Source organism: Galbibacter sp. L-19, assembly GCF_056857615.1.
Window position 1 is genome coordinate 71,213 of record NZ_JBSXNL010000054.1, and the last position, 19,326, is coordinate 90,538.

The 19,326-nt window shown below is 34.2% G+C and carries 12 protein-coding genes; 10 read left to right on the top strand and 2 right to left on the bottom strand.

Annotated elements, in window-relative coordinates:
* The first annotated feature begins 87 nt into the window (after positions 1-87).
* The 4 genes from AC13CQ_RS09305 (at position 88) to AC13CQ_RS09320 (ending at position 7,431) form a co-directional block, all read left to right on the top strand.
* Positions 88-2,274 carry a glutamine synthetase III family protein gene (locus AC13CQ_RS09305; protein ID WP_008613065.1) on the top strand — a complete coding sequence of 729 codons (2,187 nt, stop codon included), beginning with the start codon at positions 88-90 and terminating at the stop codon, positions 2,272-2,274.
* Between the two features lie 14 nt (positions 2,275-2,288).
* On the top strand, positions 2,289-2,942 hold the full coding sequence (locus AC13CQ_RS09310) for an FRG domain-containing protein (RefSeq protein WP_482882862.1): 654 nt from the start codon (positions 2,289-2,291) through the stop codon (positions 2,940-2,942).
* Between the two features lie 268 nt (positions 2,943-3,210).
* Positions 3,211-4,389, top strand: coding sequence for an AIR synthase related protein (locus AC13CQ_RS09315; RefSeq protein ID WP_482882863.1), 1,179 nt, complete (start codon positions 3,211-3,213; stop codon positions 4,387-4,389).
* 489 nt (positions 4,390-4,878) lie between these two features.
* On the top strand, positions 4,879-7,431 hold the full coding sequence (locus tag AC13CQ_RS09320; RefSeq protein WP_482882864.1) for an adenosylcobalamin-dependent ribonucleoside-diphosphate reductase: 2,553 nt from the start codon (positions 4,879-4,881) through the stop codon (positions 7,429-7,431).
* 372 nt (positions 7,432-7,803) lie between these two features.
* On the opposite strand, the gene AC13CQ_RS09325 is transcribed toward AC13CQ_RS09320, so the two are convergent.
* Entirely contained in the window at positions 7,804-8,454 is a 651-nt protein-coding gene (locus AC13CQ_RS09325) for an ATP-binding cassette domain-containing protein (protein WP_456867511.1), read from the bottom strand.
* 458 nt (positions 8,455-8,912) lie between these two features.
* Here AC13CQ_RS09325 and prfA point away from each other — a divergent pair, with 458 nt between their 5' ends.
* The 3 genes from prfA to AC13CQ_RS09340 all read left to right on the top strand — a co-directional run bounded on the left by prfA (position 8,913) and on the right by AC13CQ_RS09340 (position 11,693).
* Positions 8,913-9,989: a peptide chain release factor 1 gene (gene prfA, locus AC13CQ_RS09330; RefSeq protein ID WP_008613058.1), complete on the top strand. Its 1,077-nt coding sequence runs from the start codon at positions 8,913-8,915 to the stop codon at positions 9,987-9,989.
* 99 nt (positions 9,990-10,088) lie between these two features.
* Positions 10,089-10,898, top strand: a complete 810-nt coding sequence (gene pyrF / locus AC13CQ_RS09335) for an orotidine-5'-phosphate decarboxylase (protein ID WP_482882869.1) — start codon at positions 10,089-10,091, stop codon at positions 10,896-10,898.
* 9 nt (positions 10,899-10,907) lie between these two features.
* Entirely contained in the window at positions 10,908-11,693 is a 786-nt protein-coding gene (locus AC13CQ_RS09340; protein WP_482882866.1) for an ABC transporter substrate-binding protein, read from the top strand.
* A gap of 334 nt (positions 11,694-12,027) precedes the next feature.
* Here AC13CQ_RS09340 and purU read toward each other — a convergent pair whose 3' ends face one another.
* Positions 12,028-12,882: a formyltetrahydrofolate deformylase gene (gene purU / locus AC13CQ_RS09345; protein ID WP_335588621.1), complete on the bottom strand. Its 855-nt coding sequence runs from the start codon at positions 12,880-12,882 to the stop codon at positions 12,028-12,030.
* Positions 12,883-13,195: 313 nt separating this feature from the next.
* Between purU and AC13CQ_RS09350 the strand changes: the two genes are divergently transcribed.
* From AC13CQ_RS09350 to AC13CQ_RS09360, 3 genes are all read left to right on the top strand, one after another.
* On the top strand, positions 13,196-16,669 hold the full coding sequence (locus AC13CQ_RS09350; protein ID WP_482882867.1) for a methylmalonyl-CoA mutase family protein: 3,474 nt from the start codon (positions 13,196-13,198) through the stop codon (positions 16,667-16,669).
* Positions 16,670-16,938: 269 nt separating this feature from the next.
* Entirely contained in the window at positions 16,939-17,931 is a 993-nt protein-coding gene (locus AC13CQ_RS09355) for a UDP-glucuronic acid decarboxylase family protein (protein WP_456867508.1), read from the top strand.
* A gap of 759 nt (positions 17,932-18,690) precedes the next feature.
* Positions 18,691-19,326: response regulator (locus tag AC13CQ_RS09360; protein ID WP_482882868.1), on the top strand; the 636-nt coding region annotated here is incomplete at its 3' end.

Consider the following 19,326-nt stretch of genomic DNA (forward strand, 5'->3'; position numbering starts at 1 on the left):
AAGGTATCGAATAAAAAGCTTAAATAGCACTTTTGTTATTTATCAAACATTTAGAATTTAAAATCAACTTTTTTATAACGAAGCAATATGTCAACAATTAGATTTAAGGCAATTAATAAAACTTTTGAACGCAAACCTTTACCAGTTGAAGTAACTAGTAAACGTTCTGAAATATTTGGAACCAATGTTTTTAATGAAATGGTAATGCGTCAAGTTATGTCTAAGGAGGCGTACAATAATGTAATTTCTGCTATAGAAGGCGGCTTGAAAATTGATAGGAAGTTGGCAGATGAGATTGCATCGGCAATGAAAAATTGGGCAATTACTAAAGGAGCAACTCATTATACACATTGGTTTCAGCCACTTACTGGAGCTACTGCAGAAAAACATGATTCTTTTTTTGAGCCTATAAATAGTTCTCAGGCGGTAGAAAAATTTGGAGGCGATCAATTAGTGCAGCAAGAGCCAGATGCTTCTAGTTTTCCGCATGGTGGAATTAGAAATACTTTTGAAGCTCGTGGTTATACAGCTTGGGATCCAACTTCTCCAGCTTTTGTTTATGGTACAACATTATGTATTCCTACTGTTTTTGTTTCCTACACTGGGGAGGCTTTAGATAATAAAGCGCCACTTTTAAGAGCTTTACAAGCGGTAGATAATGCCGCTACAGAGGTTGCTCGCTATTTTGATAAAAGTGTTTCTAAGGTAAATGCAACTTTAGGTTGGGAGCAAGAGTATTTCTTAATAGATAAGGCATTAGCATATTCAAGACCAGATATTGTTTTGGCAGGAAGAACGCTTTTGGGGCATTCGCCAGCTAAAGGTCAGCAATTAGACGATCATTACTTTGGTTCAATTCCAGATAGAGTGCTTAATTTTATGAGAGAATTGGAAAACGATTGTGTTAAATTGGGAATTCCAGTAAAAACACGTCATAATGAAGTAGCACCAAATCAGTTTGAATTAGCGCCACTTTTTGAAGAAGCTAATTTAGCGGTAGATCATAATTCTCTTATAATGGATTTAATGGATAAAACTGCCGATAAGCATAATTTTAAAGTGCTTTTTCATGAAAAACCTTTCGTGGGAGTTAATGGTTCTGGAAAACATAACAACTGGTCGTTGGCAACAAATAATGGAATAAACCTATTAAGTCCAGGGACTACACCTACAAAAAATCTTCAGTTTCTTACATTTTTTATTAATACAATAAAAGCAGTTCATGATAACGAAGAGCTTATTAGAGCTTCGGTGGCTTCAGCTACAAACGATCATCGTTTGGGAGCAGGAGAAGCACCGCCAGCAATTATTTCAGTATTTATTGGTTCTCAGTTAACAAAGGTTTTAGATGAATTGGAAGATGTTTCTAAAGGGAAGTTATCACCTCAAGAAAAAACAGATTTAAAACTGAATGTAGTTGGAAAAATTCCTGAAATTCTTTTAGATAATACCGATAGAAACCGGACTTCTTCTTTTGCTTTTACAGGAAATAAATTTGAATTTAGAGCGGTTGGTTCAAAATCTAATTGCGCTAAACCAATGACGGTTTTAAATACAATTGTAGCAAAACAGTTAAAAGAGTTTAAAAAAGAGGTTGATGGTTTGATTGATAAAAAAGGATTGAAGAAGGATGAGGCCATTTTTAATGTATTGAGAGAGTATATCAAAGCTTCTAAGAAAATTAGATTTGAAGGAGATGGTTATAGCGAGGCTTGGGAAAAGGAAGCTGAGAAGCGTGGGCTTAGTAATAATAAAAATACCCCACAGGCACTAAAAGCGGTGGTTTCTAAAAAAGCAATCGATTTATATGAAGAAATGGGGGTGATGAATTCTGTAGAAATAATAGCGCGTCAAGAAATAGAATTAGAAGAGTATGCGCATAAAGTGCAAATTGAAGGTCGTGTTTTAGGAGATATCGCTAGAAATCATGTTATTCCAACCGCTATTAAATATCAAAATACATTAATTCAGAATGTAAAAGGATTAAAAGAGGTCTTTGGAAGCGATTTTAAAAAATTAGCTCCAGAGCAAATAGATTTAATCGAAGAAATATCAAATCATATTTCAGAAATAAATTCGAAGGTAAAATTTATGATTGAGGAGCGAAAAAGCGCCAATAAATTAGAAAAAGCACAATTAAAAGCCGAAGCTTATTGTAATAAAGTGTTACCTTACTTTGAGCAAATACGCTACCATTGCGATAAATTGGAATTATTGGTGGAAGACAATATATGGCCACTAACGAAATATAGAGAGTTGTTGTTTACACGATAGTTCTGCTTAATGATATGAAAGAATATAGAGTAAATAAATTTAGTGATTTACACGAATTATTTGATTCCTCTGAGAAGTCAACAATATATCGTGGGCAATCAAATGCAAATTGGGAACTTATTCCAAAAGCAGGTAGAAAACCCTTTAATAAATTTAATGATAAGTATGCAATAAATTATTTTAAAGATAATTCCTTAGCATTTTTAGATATAATCCCTGAAAACAATTGGGAATGGCTAGCTTTAGCGCAACATCATGGAGTTCCTACTCGGTTACTTGATTGGACAAAAAATCCAATGATAGCGGTTTTCTTTGCGGTTGCTTTTGATGAAGATTGTGATGCCGCAATATATAAATTTAAGTATGAAACATACGCAAAAACGGAAATTGACCCATTTGATTTTGAAATAGTAACTGTATACAAACCTCGTTCAGTAACTAAAAGAATTATAGCTCAACAAGGATTATTTACAATACATCCAAATCCTGAAAAATCTTTTTCTAAAGCTCCTGCAAAAGGAAAGTTGGAAAAAATAATTGTCGATAAAGATTATCGAAAGAAATTAAAATTTGAATTGAATAAATATGGATACAATCATTTTTCTGTTTTCCAAGATTTACAAGGACTATCTGACTATATCGAATGGAGATTGATAAATCAAGAATAAAAAAGCACTAAGCATAATAATATATCATCGCAATTATGGCGTGTTCGACTACGTCCGAATCCATTCAGAATTGCTAACGCTAGTGCTAAACCAAAAAATAAAGCAAAAAAACCGATAACTGACGTTTATACGGACTATTGAATTTTTGGTTTCCAAACATACTTTGAAATGTTAAAACTCGATTATCGAGTAATTTGTAATAAGATGCACACAACTTTTGTTTGTGTGCTTTTTATTAATAGGCTATTTTTGCACAAAATATTGATACATGAGTTCAGAGATTAGCAAAAGGTACGCGCAAAGAGGTGTTTCAGCATCAAAAGAAGATGTTCATAACGCTATAAAAAATGTAGATAAAGGATTATTTCCACAGGCCTTTTGTAAAATCGTACCCGATTATCTTACAGGGAGCAACAATCATTGTATTATTATGCATGCCGATGGAGCGGGTACAAAATCATCTTTAGCTTATATGTATTGGAAGGAAACTGGAGATATTTCAGTTTGGAAAGGAATAGCTCAAGATGCGTTGATTATGAATATCGACGACCTTCTTTGTGTGGGGGTAACACAAAATATTATGCTTTCTTCAACTATCGGAAGAAATAAAAATCTTATTCCAGGTGAAGTAATTTCTGCTATTATTAATGGAACCGAAGAGCTGATTGCTGAATTGAAAAAATTTGGTGTTGAAATTCATTCTACTGGAGGTGAAACTGCCGATGTAGGAGATTTAGTACGTACTATTATTGTAGATTCTACTGTTACCGCGCGTATGGAACGTAGTAAGGTAATTGACAATGCTAATATAAAACCCGGAAATGTAATTGTTGGTTTGGCTTCTTTTGGACAAGCAACTTACGAGACTGAATATAATGGGGGAATGGGGAGTAACGGACTTACCTCTGCGCGCCACGATGTTTTTGATAAGTATTTGGCTGAAAAATTTCCTGAGAGTTTTGATCATGCTGTTCCTTCTGAATTAGTGTATTCTGGAAAAGTAAAGTTGACAGATAAAGTAGAGAATTCTCCAATAGATGCAGGAAAATTAGTACTATCTCCAACAAGAACCTATGCGCCAATAATTCAGAAAATATTAAATACCTATTCTTCAGAAAAAATTAATGGAATGGTTCACTGTAGTGGAGGAGCGCAGACTAAAATACTTCATTTTGTAGATAATGTACACGTTGTAAAAGACACTATGTTTGATGTGCCACCTCTTTTTAAATTAATTCAAGAGCAGTCTAAAACTTCTTGGAAGGAAATGTATCAAGTTTTTAATTGTGGACATAGAATGGAGTTGTATGTAGACGAAAGTATTGCGCAAGATATAATAGCTATTTCTAAATCTTTCAATGTAGAGGCACAGATAATAGGTAGAGTAGAAGCTTCAGAAACTAAAAAACTTACCATAAAAAGTACATACGGTACTTTTGAATATTAATTAATCCCTCATAAAGGGTTTTATTCCCTAGAGCCTGTCCGGAGTTGAAGAACTCTGCGCCGAAATAAGATTGTTTCGTTTGGAAATCCTATGGGCTACCCCGATGTAGTTGATTTAATTTTTGTTGAAAATAAAAGTAAGAATAAGCCTATATACTTTTGTTAAAATAGGTATCTAATTCATAGTTTTTTATCCAAAAAACTAGCATTTCCTTTGAGATAATCATAAGGTTTTAATCGAATAAAATATTGATTTTTAATAAATTAAATTTCCTTACAATTAAAAAAGTTGTAAACTTTTCATTGTTAGTAAAATTGTAAAATATTGATAATTAGGTGTTTAAGTGCTTTTTCTTGTAAACTTTTTTAAAATAATTTTAATTCGTGTTTTAATTTTAATTAGTTTTGTGGTGTTGACAGCTTAGATGTTTTGTAAGTTGTTGAACATTCCCCTATACAGTTTAAGTATCCACACAAAATCATTATAAAAATGCAAAAAATAGAGACTTCTAATTTGAAAAAAACATATACACAGGAAGAAGCTATAAAAGCCTCTTTAGAATATTTTAAAGGAGACGATTTAGCAGCAACGGTTTGGGTAAATAAATATGCGCTTAAAGATTCTCAAGGGAATATTTATGAGGCTACTCCAAACGATATGCATCGTAGAATTGCAAAAGAAATTGCAAGAATAGAGGAAAAGTATGTTAATTCAATGACAGAAGAAGAGGTGTTCGATTTGATAAAAGACTTTAAATATATAGTACCTCAAGGAAGTCCGATGGCAGGAATTGGAAACCCATACCAAGTAGGGTCATTATCAAATTGTTTTGTAATTGGTAATGATGGAAATTCTGATTCTTATGGTGGAGTCATGAAGATTGACCAAGAGCAAGTGCAACTAATGAAACGTCGTGGAGGTGTGGGTCACGATTTATCTCACATCCGTCCAAAAGGATCGGAAGTAAAAAATTCGGCATTAACATCTACCGGAATTGTACCGTTTATGGAGCGTTATTCTAACTCTACTCGTGAGGTGGCGCAAGATGGGCGTCGTGGAGCCTTAATGCTTTCTGTTTCTATAAATCATCCAGATGCTGAAGATTTTATTGATGCAAAAATGGAGCAAGGAAAAGTTACTGGTGCAAATGTATCGGTGCGTATTGATGACGATTTTATGAAAGCGGTTGATGGGAGATTAAATTACACACAAAAGTACCCTATTCATAGTCAGACTCCTAAAGTAGAAAAGGAGATTGAAGCCTCTAAATTGTGGGATAAAATTGTGCACAACGCATGGAAATCTGCCGAACCAGGAATTCTATTTTGGGACACTATTTCTAGAGAATCTGTTCCAGATTGTTATGCCGATTTAGGGTATAAAACAGTTTCTACAAATCCATGTGGGGAAATTCCGTTATGTCCGTACGATTCTTGTAGATTGTTGGCAATCAACCTTTATTCGTATGTTGAAAATCCGTTTACAGACAAAGCGAGTTTTAATTTTGATTTATTCAAAAAGCATGTTGGTTTAGCACAACGTATTATGGACGATATTATCGACCTTGAATTAGAAAAGATTGATAATATTTTAGCTAAAATAGATGCAGATCCAGAAGGAGATGATGTAAAATTGGTTGAGAAAAACCTTTGGCTTAATATCCGTAAAAAAGCATATGAAGGAAGAAGAACTGGAGTTGGAATCACTGCGGAAGGAGATATGTTGGCAGCGCTAGGTTATAGATATGGAACTGAAGAAGCTAATGAGTTTTCAGTAAATGTACATAAAACAATAGCTTTGGCAGCATACCGAGCTTCGGTTGAAATGGCTAAAGAACGTGGAGCTTTTAGTATTTTTGATGCCGACCGTGAGAAAGATAATCCTTTTATACTTCGTCTAAAAGAAGCAGATGATAAGCTGTATTACGAAATGTTGGAGTACGGGAGAAGAAACATTGCGCTATTAACTATTGCTCCTACTGGAACTACAAGTTTAATGACGCAAACTACTTCTGGAATTGAGCCTGTATTTTTACCAGTATATAAAAGAAGAAGAAAAGTAAATCCAAATGATAAAAATGTACGTGTAGATTTTATTGATGAAGTAGGAGATTCATGGGAAGAATATGTTGTTTTTCACCACCGATTTAAAGAGTGGATGCAAATAAACGGAATTGATACTTCAAAAAATTATAGTCAGGAAGAAATTGATGAGCTCATCCAAAAGTCGCCTTACTATAAAGCTACTTCTAATGATGTAGATTGGTTGAGTAAAGTACAATTGCAAGGAGCTGTGCAAAAATGGATAGACCACTCAATAAGTGTAACCATAAACTTGCCAAATGATGCCACAGAAGAATTAGTAGGACAATTGTATTTAGAAGCATGGAAGGTAGGATGTAAAGGTGTTACCGTGTATAGAGATGGTTCTCGTAGTGGGGTTTTAATTTCTAATGAAGAAAAGAAAGAAGAAGAAACTACAGAAAAGAAAGTATTAACCACAAAACGACCTCAGGTTTTAGAAGCCGATGTGGTGCGTTTTCAAAATAGTAAGGAAAAATGGATTGCCTTTATTGGTTTGATTGACGGAGAGCCTTATGAGATTTTTACAGGATTAGCAGATGATGAAGACGGAATTTTAATTCCGCGTTGGGTTGAAGATGGAGTAATTATTAAGAATAGAAATGAAGATGGAACCTCTCGTTATGATTTTCAATATAAAAACAAGAGAGGGTATAAAACTACTATTGAAGGGTTGTCTCATAAATTCAATCCTGAATTCTGGAACTATGCTAAACTAATTTCGAGTACACTTCGACATGGAATGGAGATTGAAAGAGTAGTGAATTTAATTAACAGTTTACAATTAGATTCTGAGTCGATTAACACGTGGAAAAATGGTGTGGCAAGAGCTTTAAAACGATATGTTCAAGATGGAACAGCGGCAAAAGGGCAGAAATGCAGCAACTGTGAAGGAGGTAATTTGGTATACCAAGAAGGTTGCTTAACTTGTAAAGATTGTGGATCTTCTAAATGTGGATAATTACTAAATAATTAATATTTGAATACTCAAAAGCTTTTCCTGAATTTTCGGTAGGGCTTACGCAGAAAATTTAAATATTTTAAAGGTGTACAAATGCTATATAAAAAACCTCAGAATTTACTTGAAAAAGTAAGCTCTGAGGTTTTTTATCTTGAATTCTTCACCCAAAGCTTTTTACTTTCATCATGATGATGTCACCCTGAGCTTGTCGCCCTGATTTTTTTAATTGAGGAGCTTTTCACCCTGATCTTTTCACCCTGATCTTTTTGCTGTGGAGCTTTTCATCATGAGGATGTCACCCTGAGCTTGTCACCCTGAGCTTGTCGAAGGGGTCATTCTGAAGAACTTCAAAAGGCGTATTTTCTTGAAGAACTAACTTACCAAATAATGTTCGTTTACTAAATCTTGCCGAGAAGAAACCTGCTTTGTATGTCCGTTTCTTAAGAGGTATAAATCATCACATATATCTATTACATGTTCATATAAATGATCTGTAATAATAATTCCTTTTTGATCTTTTTCTTCATCAATAATTTCTATAATTTTTTCAATATAGAGTGGAGCAATATGAGAAAAGGGCTCGTCTAAAAGTACAAATTTTGCTTCCGATTTTAATATAAGATAGGTCTCTATAACTCGTAATTCTCCTCCAGATACTTCTTTTGGCTTTGCAGTTTTATGAGTTTCAAAACTCGGGAAAACTTTTACAAAATCGTTCCAATTTACACTCATCAGAAAAAAGGCATCCTTTAATTTTATGTTGTTAGGAAGCATTTGGTGTTGTGGTAAATATTTAACTAAACCTGTTTTATAAAATGCTTTTAATAGGGGCTTTTCATCTATGCGAAGAAGTTTGTATTTTGGTTGCAGACTTCCGAAGATGATTTTTAAAAGACTACTTTTTCCGCAGCCATTTCTTCCTAATACTCCTGTTACTTTTCCTATATCATTCTTAAAATAAATACCAGCCAATATTTTTTTATCAGCATAAGAAAGCTCGATATTATCAATTTCTAATTTCAAAATAGTGGGTTTAAAAAAGAATACATAACAATGCTTACAACAAAATCTGTAAATAAAACTCCGACAAATAATTTTGGGATGGAAACAGAAAGATTTTGATAAAATGTAAATTTATTGTCATTCCCAATTTTGGCTGTAGTAAAAAATAAAGCACTAAAGAAAAGGGTTTTTGTAAATAAAATAGCGGGAATGGGAAATTTTATAAATAGTAAAATAAACTGTATAAAAACAGAAATTAGAAGGTAGCTTTTATAAAAGTTGAAAATTAAGAATAGGGATTTCACACGAATAAATTTAGAACAGGGATGATTTTAGTCATTATAAATCTCTCAATGAGAGTAAAAGTATTATTTTTTATAGATAAATGCTTATAATAAAGGAAATTTTAACTGAATAACATCTAACTATAAAAACAACAAAAATAATCGTAAATTTGCATTTCGAATTAGAGAATAATTATGTTAGATAAATTAAATATTGTAAGACAACGTTTTGATGAGGTATCGGATTTAATCATCCAACCAGATGTAATTGCCGATCAAAAGCGTTATGTACAATTAAATAAAGAGTATAAAGAACTCAATGAACTTGTACAAAAGCGAGATGAGTATGTAGAGGTTACAAGTAATATTGAAGAAGCCGAAGAGATAATTGCTGATGGAAGTGATGCTGAAATGGTCGAAATGGCTAAAATGCAGTTAGAAGAAGCTAAAGAGAAACTTGGGCCATTAGAAGACGAAATCAAGTTTTTATTAATACCTAAAGACCCAGAAGATTCTAAGAATGTAATGATGGAAATTCGTGCAGGTACTGGAGGAGATGAAGCTAGTATTTTTGCAGGAGACCTACATAGAATGTACACTAAATACTGCGAAAGCAGAGGATGGAAAGTTAATGTGGTAGATTTTAATGAAGGAACTTCTGGAGGCTATAAAGAAATTATTTTTGAGGTTAATGGAGAGAATGTCTACGGAACTTTAAAATTTGAATCGGGGGTACACCGTGTGCAACGGGTACCTCAAACAGAAACCCAAGGTCGTGTGCATACGTCTGCAGCTACAGTAATGGTGTTGCCAGAAGCTGAAGAGTTTGATGTAGAGCTTGATATGGGAGATGTAAAAATTATCAGAACAACTTCTACAGGACCTGGAGGGCAGTCGGTTAACACCACATATTCTGCTATCCAATTACAGCATTTACCTACAGGGATAGAAGTGCGTTGTCAGGATGAAAAATCGCAACATAAAAACTTAGAAAAGGCTATAAAAGTACTTCGTTCACGTTTGTATGAGCGTGAATTGGCTAAAAAGCAAGAGGAGGATTCTGCAAGACGTAAGAGCATGGTTTCAAGTGGAGATAGAAGTGCTAAAATTAGAACTTATAATTATCCGCAGGGGCGTGTAACAGATCATAGAATTGGATTAAACCTTTACGATTTATCGAATATTATGAATGGCGATATTCAGAAAATTGTGGAAGAACTTAAAATGACAGAAAATACAGAGAAGCTTAAAGAAGCTAGTGAAACAATGTAAATTGGATGTTATTTTGAATTTTAAATGATAAATTTTAAATGAAGAATGTCATGCTGAGCTTGTCGAAGTATGGCATTTTTTATATCAGAAATAAAACAAATGCAAACAGAACAATTAATTCAACAAATAAGAACTAAAAAATCATTTTTATGTATCGGCTTAGATGTTGATATCAAAAAAATACCGAATCATTTATTGAAGGAAACAGATCCTATTTTTGAGTTTAATAGAGCTATTATTGATGCTACCCACCATTTGGCTGTGGCTTATAAACCTAATATTGCATTTTACGAAGCTTTTGGAATTAAAGGATGGGAAGCTTTGAAAAAGACAATTAATTATATCAATGAGAATTACCCAGAATTGTTTACCATTGCCGATGCAAAACGAGGAGATATTGGGAATACTTCTACCATGTATGCAAAAGCTTTTTTTGAAGATATGGAGTTTGATTCTGTTACCATAGCGCCTTATATGGGGAAGGATTCTGTAGAGCCGTTCTTAGCTTTTAAAGATAAGCATACCATTCTTTTAGCACTCACTTCTAATGAAGGAGCATTTGATTTTCAGACATTAAAAGTAGGAGAAGTTCCTTTATATCAAAAAGTATTGGAGACCTCTAAATCTTACAAAAACTCAGAAAATTTAATGTATGTAGTGGGCGCTACAAAAGCTGAATATTTAAAAGAAATTCGACAAATTGTTCCTGAAAGTTTTTTACTTGTTCCTGGAGTAGGAGCTCAAGGAGGAAGTCTGGAAGATGTTTGTAAATATGGGATGACAGAAAATATTGGCTTGTTAATAAACTCTTCTCGAGGAATTATATATGCTTCTAATGGAGAAGATTTTGCAGGCAAAGCAAAAGAAAAAGCGTTAGAAATGCAGCAACAAATGGCTTCTTTTTTATAAAGCTGTAATTTGAAAGATCAATTAGGGCGACATATTAATCTAAAAAGTACTCCACAAAGAATTATATCTTTAGTGCCTTCGCAAACCGAATTGTTATACGATTTGGGTTTGGAAGAACGTATTATTGGAGTTACAAAATTTTGCGTGCATCCCAAACGAGCCCTTGTAAATAAAACGGTTGTTGGAGGAACAAAAGATGTAAAATACGAACTTATACAATCGCTTAAGCCAGATGTTATTCTTTGTAATAAAGAAGAAAATACTAAGGAAATAGTGTCGACTTTAGAGAAGATTTCAACAGTTCATGTTTCAGATATTTACACGCTCCAAGACAGTTTAGCACTTATTAAACAATATGGAGAATTATTTTCCGCAGAAAATTCCGCAGAAAATTTAATTACAACCATTACGAGCGAATGGAAAAGTTTTAAAGCTTTTGTTAAGGATGCTTCAGAAAGAAAAGTGGCTTATTTTATTTGGAGAAAACCATGGATGGTGGCTGGTAATAATACTTTTATTGATTTTTTGCTGAAAGAGAATAGGTTTATAAATGCATTTGGAGAGAAAGCTCGCTATCCAGAAGTATTGCTTTCAGAATTAAAAATGATGGAAGATTTAGATTACATATTATTGTCATCTGAGCCTTTCCCGTTTAAGCAAAAACATATTGATGAAATTCAACGAGAGCTTCCTTCTGTAAAAATTATTTTAGTGGATGGCGAATACTTTTCATGGTATGGCTCTCGACTCCAAAATGCATTTAAGTACTTTGAGAGTTTGCATAAAAAAATATAATAGACAAAGATATAAGACCGCTTCGCTGTAAGAAAAAAGAGAAAATATTTTAAAAATGTCTTTTAACCCTTAATATTAGGATGCTTTTCAGTGTTTGAAAACATTTTATTGGATAATGGGAATTAACTTTAAAGCATAAAAAAAACCGATTCGGAAAAATCGGCTTTTCTAAACTAACTAACTGCTAACTCAAACTATTCAAGTATGAAACTCATTTTGATGGTACAAAGTTGCATAAACAGAAAGGAAATAGTGTTAACTAGAAATTACCAAAATATTAAGTTGAAGGTAATTTTGTTTAGAATTGTTGCGCTAGAAGAGTCTGCTTTGAGAATCAGCTAAAAATGATTGTTTTGTTATTAAAAACCATCGTTTTTCTATCGATATGAAGTTTAATTCCCCGTGCCAAAACTATTTTTTCCAAATCTCTCCCTTTCATAACTAAATCGTCTATAGAATGGGCATGTGTAACACGTGCAACATCTTGTTCTATAATAGGGCCTGCATCTAATTCCTCGGTTACATAATGGCTAGTAGCTCCTATAATTTTAACCCCGCGTTTATAGGCGGAATGGTAAGGTTTTGCACCTACAAAAGCAGGTAAGAAGGAGTGGTGAATATTGATAATTTTATTTTGATAACGCTCAATAAGTTTTTCTGATACTATTTGCATATACCTTGCCAATACTATAAAATCAATTCCGTGTTCTTCTAATAGTTTTAATTGCTGTTGCTCGGCAATTTCTTTGGTGTTTTTTGTTACTGGAACATGGTAAAAAGGGATTTTAAAACTCTCGGAAATATGTTTTAAATCGGGATGGTTGCTAATAATAAATGGGATTTCAACATTGAGTTCGCCAGCATTATAGCGACCTAAAATATCGTACAAACAATGATCGTATTTCGAGACAAAAATTGCCATTTTAGGTTTGTAGTCATCTGTATATGCCTGCCATTCCATTTCATATTTTTCTGCAATCAACTCTTGGAAAACCGATTTAAAATTTTCGTAATGAAAGGTTTTTGGGTTGAATACGCTTTCGCATCGCATAAAAAAAGTAGTGTTCTGTCTATCTACATGTTGGTCGATATACACAATATTTCCATGGTTTTTATGGATAAAGTTGGTTACCGATGCTATAATTCCCGATGTATCTTTACAGTGAATGAGTATTGTTATTTTTGCCATATTTTTAAAAATAGCTTTCCAAAAATGGACGTGCTACCAGGTGTTTGGTTAATTTATTATTTGTAATATTCAGCCGTAATGCACTGAGTATCTTTTTCTTTCAAAAATAATAGCTTTTAGATTATTATGCATATGGTTTCTTAAGTTTTATAGTTACTTATTGTTGAAAAATGTTATAAAAAGACTTTAGGATTTTCCTTAAGTTTGAGTAGAATTACAACGTAAGAAAATAGGATTAACTTATTCTTAAAATAAGCCCCTTTTTTATGCAAATTCTGTAAATTGCGTACGTATAAAACACATCTTATTACAAATGAAGCAATCAAACTCATATATACCTAAGAATAAAATAAGAATTGTAACTGCAGCTTCCCTCTTTGACGGTCATGATGCTACCATAAATATTATGCGCCGTATTATCCAAGCAACTGGAGTGGAAGTAATCCATTTAGGACACGACAGAAGTGTTGAGGAAGTGGTAAATACTGCTATCCAAGAAGATGCAAATGCTATAGCGTTGACTTCTTATCAAGGAGGACATAATGAGTATTTTAAATATATGCACGATTTGCTTCAAGAGCGTGGTGCTTCGCATATCAAGATTTTTGGTGGTGGCGGTGGTGTTATTCTTCCGGAGGAAATAAAAGAATTAATGGATTATGGTGTTTCTAAGATTTATTCTCCAGATGATGGAAGGGAATTAGGATTACAAGGAATGATAGATCATTTGGTGGAAAATTCTGACTATGCAAACCCGTCCCTAACCCTTCCCGAGGGGAAGGGAATAGAAGAAGCATTAAAGGAAAAAAATATCAATACTATAGCAAGACTTATTACACTAGCTGAAAATAACCACGATATATTTCTTAAAAAATTTGAAAAAATGAAGAATTCCTCTCCTTCGGGGAGGTCAGGAGGGACTATCCCTGTCTTAGGAATTACAGGTACTGGTGGTGCTGGGAAAAGTAGTTTGGTAGATGAGGTGGTACGTAGATTTTTAAACGATTTTGATGATAAAAAAATTGGAATTATTTCTGTAGATCCTTCCAAAAGAAAAACTGGAGGCGCTTTGTTAGGAGATCGTATTCGGATGAATGCCATTAATAATCCACGAGTATATATGCGTAGCTTGGCAACGAGGCAATCAAATCTAGCGCTGTCGAGACATGTTGCTGAAGCTGTAGAGGTTTTAAAAGCTGCTGAATACGATTTAATCATATTGGAGACATCTGGAATAGGACAAAGCGATACCGAAATTCTAGATCATTCGGATGTATCCTTATATGTAATGACTCCAGAATTTGGTGCAGCCACGCAGTTAGAAAAAATTGATATGCTCGATTTTGCCGATTTGGTGGCCATCAATAAATTTGATAAACGTGGGGCGCTAGATGCACTCAGAGATGTAAAGAAACAATACCAGCGCAATCATGGAATGTGGGAAGCTAAAGCAGATGATATTCCTGTATTTGGTACCATAGCCGCGCAGTTTAACGACCCCGGTATGAATACACTTTACAAAGAAATAATGAAAAAGATTGAAGAAAAAACTGACGCTCGTTTAAAATCGAGTTTTGAGATTTCTTCAGAAATGAGTGAAAAAGTATTTGTAATTCCTCCAAATAGAACTAGGTATTTATCGGAAATTGCTGAGAATAATCGCGCTTACGACAAGAAAGTGGATGAGCAGGTAGAAGTGGCTCAAAAGCTATATGGCATTTATCGAACCTTATGTAGCGTAACCAATACAAATTTGAGCTTATCGAAGCATGGAGTTGAAATTTCTTCGGAAGATAATAAGCAATCCGAATTTGTTAAACTTTTGGTAGGCGAATTTGATAGGGTAAAGCTTAATTTAGACCCTCATCATTGGGAGACAATTTTAAGTTGGAAAGATAAGGTTGCCAAGTACAAAGCACCATTATATACTTTTAAAGTTAGAAACAAAGAAATTAGTATGCAAACGCATACCGAGTCGTTATCTCACACGCAAATTCCAAAAGTAGCATTGCCAAAATACCAAGCTTGGGGCGATATTTTACGTTGGGTTTTACAAGAAAATGTGCCGGGGGAATTTCCGTATTCTTCAGGTTTATACCCTTTCAAACGTACAGGGGAAGATCCTACACGGATGTTTGCTGGAGAAGGAGGACCAGAACGAACCAATAGACGTTTCCATTACGTAAGTTTAGGAATGCCTGCAAAACGTTTGTCCACTGCTTTTGATTCGGTTACCTTATATGGGAACGATCCCGACCATCGTCCAGATATATACGGAAAAATAGGGAATGCAGGCGTTTCCATTTGCTGCTTAGACGATGCCAAAAAATTGTATTCTGGCTTTAATTTAGCAGATGCTATGACTTCGGTAAGTATGACTATTAACGGACCTGCGCCGATGTTATTAGGCTTTTTTATGAATGCAGCCATAGATCAGCAGTGTGAAATCTATATCAAAGAAAATGGTTTAGAAAAAGAGGTTAAAGCGAAAATCAAGGCAATTTATCAGCAAAAAAATAGTGAACCCCCAAAATATCAGAGTTTTTCTCGTAATGAAGGCGCAGATGAAGTAGGGTTGCCAGAAGGAAACGACGGACTCGGACTCATGCTTTTAGGGGTTACTGGAGATATGGTGCTTCCAAAACATGTGTATCAAGAAATTAAAGAAAAAACTATAGCACAGGTTCGTGGAACGGTTCAAGCCGATATTTTAAAAGAAGATCAAGCGCAAAATACCTGTATTTTCTCTACCGAATTTGCATTGCGATTAATGGGAGATGTGCAAGAATACTTTATAGAAAACAATGTTCGTAACTTTTATTCCGTATCAATTTCTGGTTACCATATTGCGGAAGCTGGCGCTAATCCTATTACCCAATTAGCATTTACTTTAGCAAACGGATTCACTTATGTGGAGTATTATTTGAGTAGAGGAATGGATATTAATAAGTTTGGGCCTAATTTATCTTTCTTCTTCTCCAATGGAGTTGACCCAGAATATGCCGTAATTGGAAGAGTAGCTCGTAAAATTTGGTCAAAAGCATTAAAAGAAAAGTATGGTGCCGATGCACGTTCACAGATGTTAAAATACCATATCCAAACTTCAGGTAGGTCTTTACATGCGCAGGAAATCGATTTCAATGATATCCGAACAACGCTTCAAGCACTGTACGCTATTTACGACAATTGTAATTCATTACATACCAATGCATACGATGAGGCAATAACCACACCTACAGAAGATTCTGTGCGCCGTGCAATGGCAATTCAGCTTATTATCAATAAAGAATTAGGCTTGGCAAAAAATGAAAATCCTATTCAAGGGAGCTTTATTATAGAAGAATTAACCGATTTGGTGGAAGAAGCTGTGTTAAAAGAATTTGACAGAATTACAGAACGTGGAGGCGTATTAGGAGCAATGGAAACCATGTACCAAAGGTCAAAAATTCAAGAAGAAAGCTTGTATTATGAAACCTTGAAGCATACAGGAGAATACCCAATTATTGGAGTGAATACTTTTTTAAGTAGTAAAGGTTCTCCTACAGTAATTCCTTCGGAAGTAATCCGTGCAACAGAAACGGAAAAACAATTACAAATAGCTACTTTAGAAAAGCTTCATAGCATTTATAGTGAAGAATCAAAAGATGCGATTGCTAAAATACAAGCAGCAGCTATTCAGAATAAAAATGTATTTGAAGCTTTGATGGAAGCAACTAAAGTGTGTTCATTAGGACAAATAACACAAGCATTGTTTGAAGTAGGAGGGCAGTATAGAAGAAATATGTAAACTGATATACATTACAAGTATAGAATTATAAGATTTAAGCTAGGAAAAGAGGCTCTCTAAAAAGCAATCTGTACTTGTCTAAAGGAGCTTGTTGAAGTTTTTAAACAACATATAATCAAAATAATCCTTCAACAAGCTCAGGATGACGTATAGATTATACTATAGATACTTTTAGACAATTTCTTTTCTTTAAAGAGGGGCTATATATCAAGAAACCCCAATTAAAAAGAAACAATTTTTTAAGTATCTTCGTCTTCAAAATAATAGAATTGGAAAAGAAGCGAATTTTAATTACTGGAGCAGCAGGTTTCTTAGGATCTCATCTTTGCGATCGGTTTCTTGCCGAAGGCATGTATGTTATTGGAATGGATAATTTAATTACTGGCGATTTAAAAAATATAGAACATTTAAGAAGCAGTGAGTATTTTGAGTTTATCCATCATGATATAACTAAATATGTTGATATTTCTGGAACTTTAGATTTTATTTTACATTTTGCTTCTCCTGCTAGCCCCATTGACTATTTAAAAATTCCAATTCAAACATTAAAAGTAGGAGCCTTAGGAACGCATAATTTATTAGGATTAGCCAAGGATAAAGAAGCTAGAATTCTGGTAGCATCGACTTCCGAAGTGTATGGAGATCCATTGGTGCACCCTCAAACAGAAGAATATTACGGAAATGTGAGTCCCGTAGGACCTCGTGGTGTTTATGATGAAGCAAAACGCTTTATGGAATCAATCACAATGGCATATCACCGTTTTCATGGGGTGGATACGCGTATTGCCCGTATTTTTAACACTTATGGACCAAGAATGCGTCTCAATGACGGACGCGTAATTCCAGCTTTTATAGGACAAGCATTGAGAGGAGAAGATTTAACCGTTTTTGGAGATGGTAGTCAGACACGCTCTTTCTGTTTTGTGAACGACCAAATAGAAGGAATTTATAAACTTTTAATGAGTACTTACCACGAGCCAGTAAATATTGGAAACCCTACTGAAATTTCTATTAAAGATTTTGCTGAAGAAATTATAAAACTTACAGGAACAGATCAAAAAATAGTATATAAGCCTTTACCTACAGACGATCCACTACAACGGCGACCAGATATTACCAAAGCAAGAGAAGTATTAGAATGGGAGCCAAAAACTTCAAGAACAGAAGGGATGAAAATTACCTATGAATATTTTAAAAATTTACCCGAATCGGAACTTTATAAAAAAGAACATCGCGACTTTAGGAGTCACACAAAAGGGTAATTTCATTCCTATAAAAAATTAATGCTTTTAAAGATTCAGGTAAGTATTTGCAGCCAATATTTTATACATTTTGGTATGATACCAAAAATCCATGAATTTTTCATGAATTTGATTAAAATAATCCCTCTCAGATACATTTTAATCCCTTACAGACATGTTTACCTCCTTAATTTTATCATTGAAATCCAGTGAAGTGCAGATATCCAAACGGATCTGATGCAACTTTAAATAATGGGGTACGGTCAAAATCCCAGATTTTTATAAAAAATAGCCAGATTTTGACATTTAGTATTTGATGAAAATTAAACATATTAGCTATCTGGAATTGTTCCATTTGATATATGGAATGCACCCTTTACGATTTTTTCATTAGCCCAAGAACAAGGAATGGGCATTATGCCCCCGACCTATAAAAATATAACATACCATATGTTAAATTTTGATGCTATGAATAACGCTTTAGAGAACCACTGGATCAAAGGGTACATGTATAAAAGAGTGGTATGGATAGGTCATTGATATGCCCCTTTTTGAGCCCCAGACCGCACTTTACAAGGGAAACGGTTTTTGTCATACTGAAATGCGCCCAGACGGAAAGAAATATACATGAAGATCACTGAAGGTATAAACGGAGTCTCTCAAAGTAGACTAAATGTATACTTTTTTTATCCATAACGGCTACCTGGGCTGCGTTCGAACTTATTAATTTTAAAGTTTACTACCCTATAAAATAGGGTGGGAATAGGAGAAAGGTGGGATATGAGAAAGAGTTACCACATATTGTATATTAATGTTCCTTGGCATGTAATGGAAACATTTGAAAGAGTAATCCGTGAAGTTGAAAGGGAAAAAGAGATTCAATTCCGAGTAAGCAAGGCCTATACTCTGGAGCAAGCTCTCAGCTTTGTGGATGACGGCTCCATTGATTTGATTTTTTTGGATGTTTATATATTTCCCTCTACGGATTGGGAGGGGTTGTCAAGGAATACTTTGGTGAAGAAGTTACATGAACTTCCCCCTAGGATTGGGGTAATAATCTTTTCGAGTTATACAGACCATTTCCATATCCGTTACATGTTCAAAAACCTTCACCCTATGGGTTTTGTAATTAAAAAAGAGATGTGCTATAAGGAGATGGCCATAGCCCTATACCGTCTTATAGACAACACCCCATATTACAGCAAGACAGTCGTAAGATACCTGACCGAACAAGGAGCTAACACTTACCTGCTGGATGAAGAGAATCATCTGTTGCTATACCTGCTCTCACGCTTTTATACCATGAAAATGATCACTAAAAAAATGACACTATCCTTATCTGCTTTAGAAAAGAGGAAACGACGTCTTAAGGATCTCTTTGGTGTAGAAAAAAGCTCAGAGCTTATTAAAAGGGCT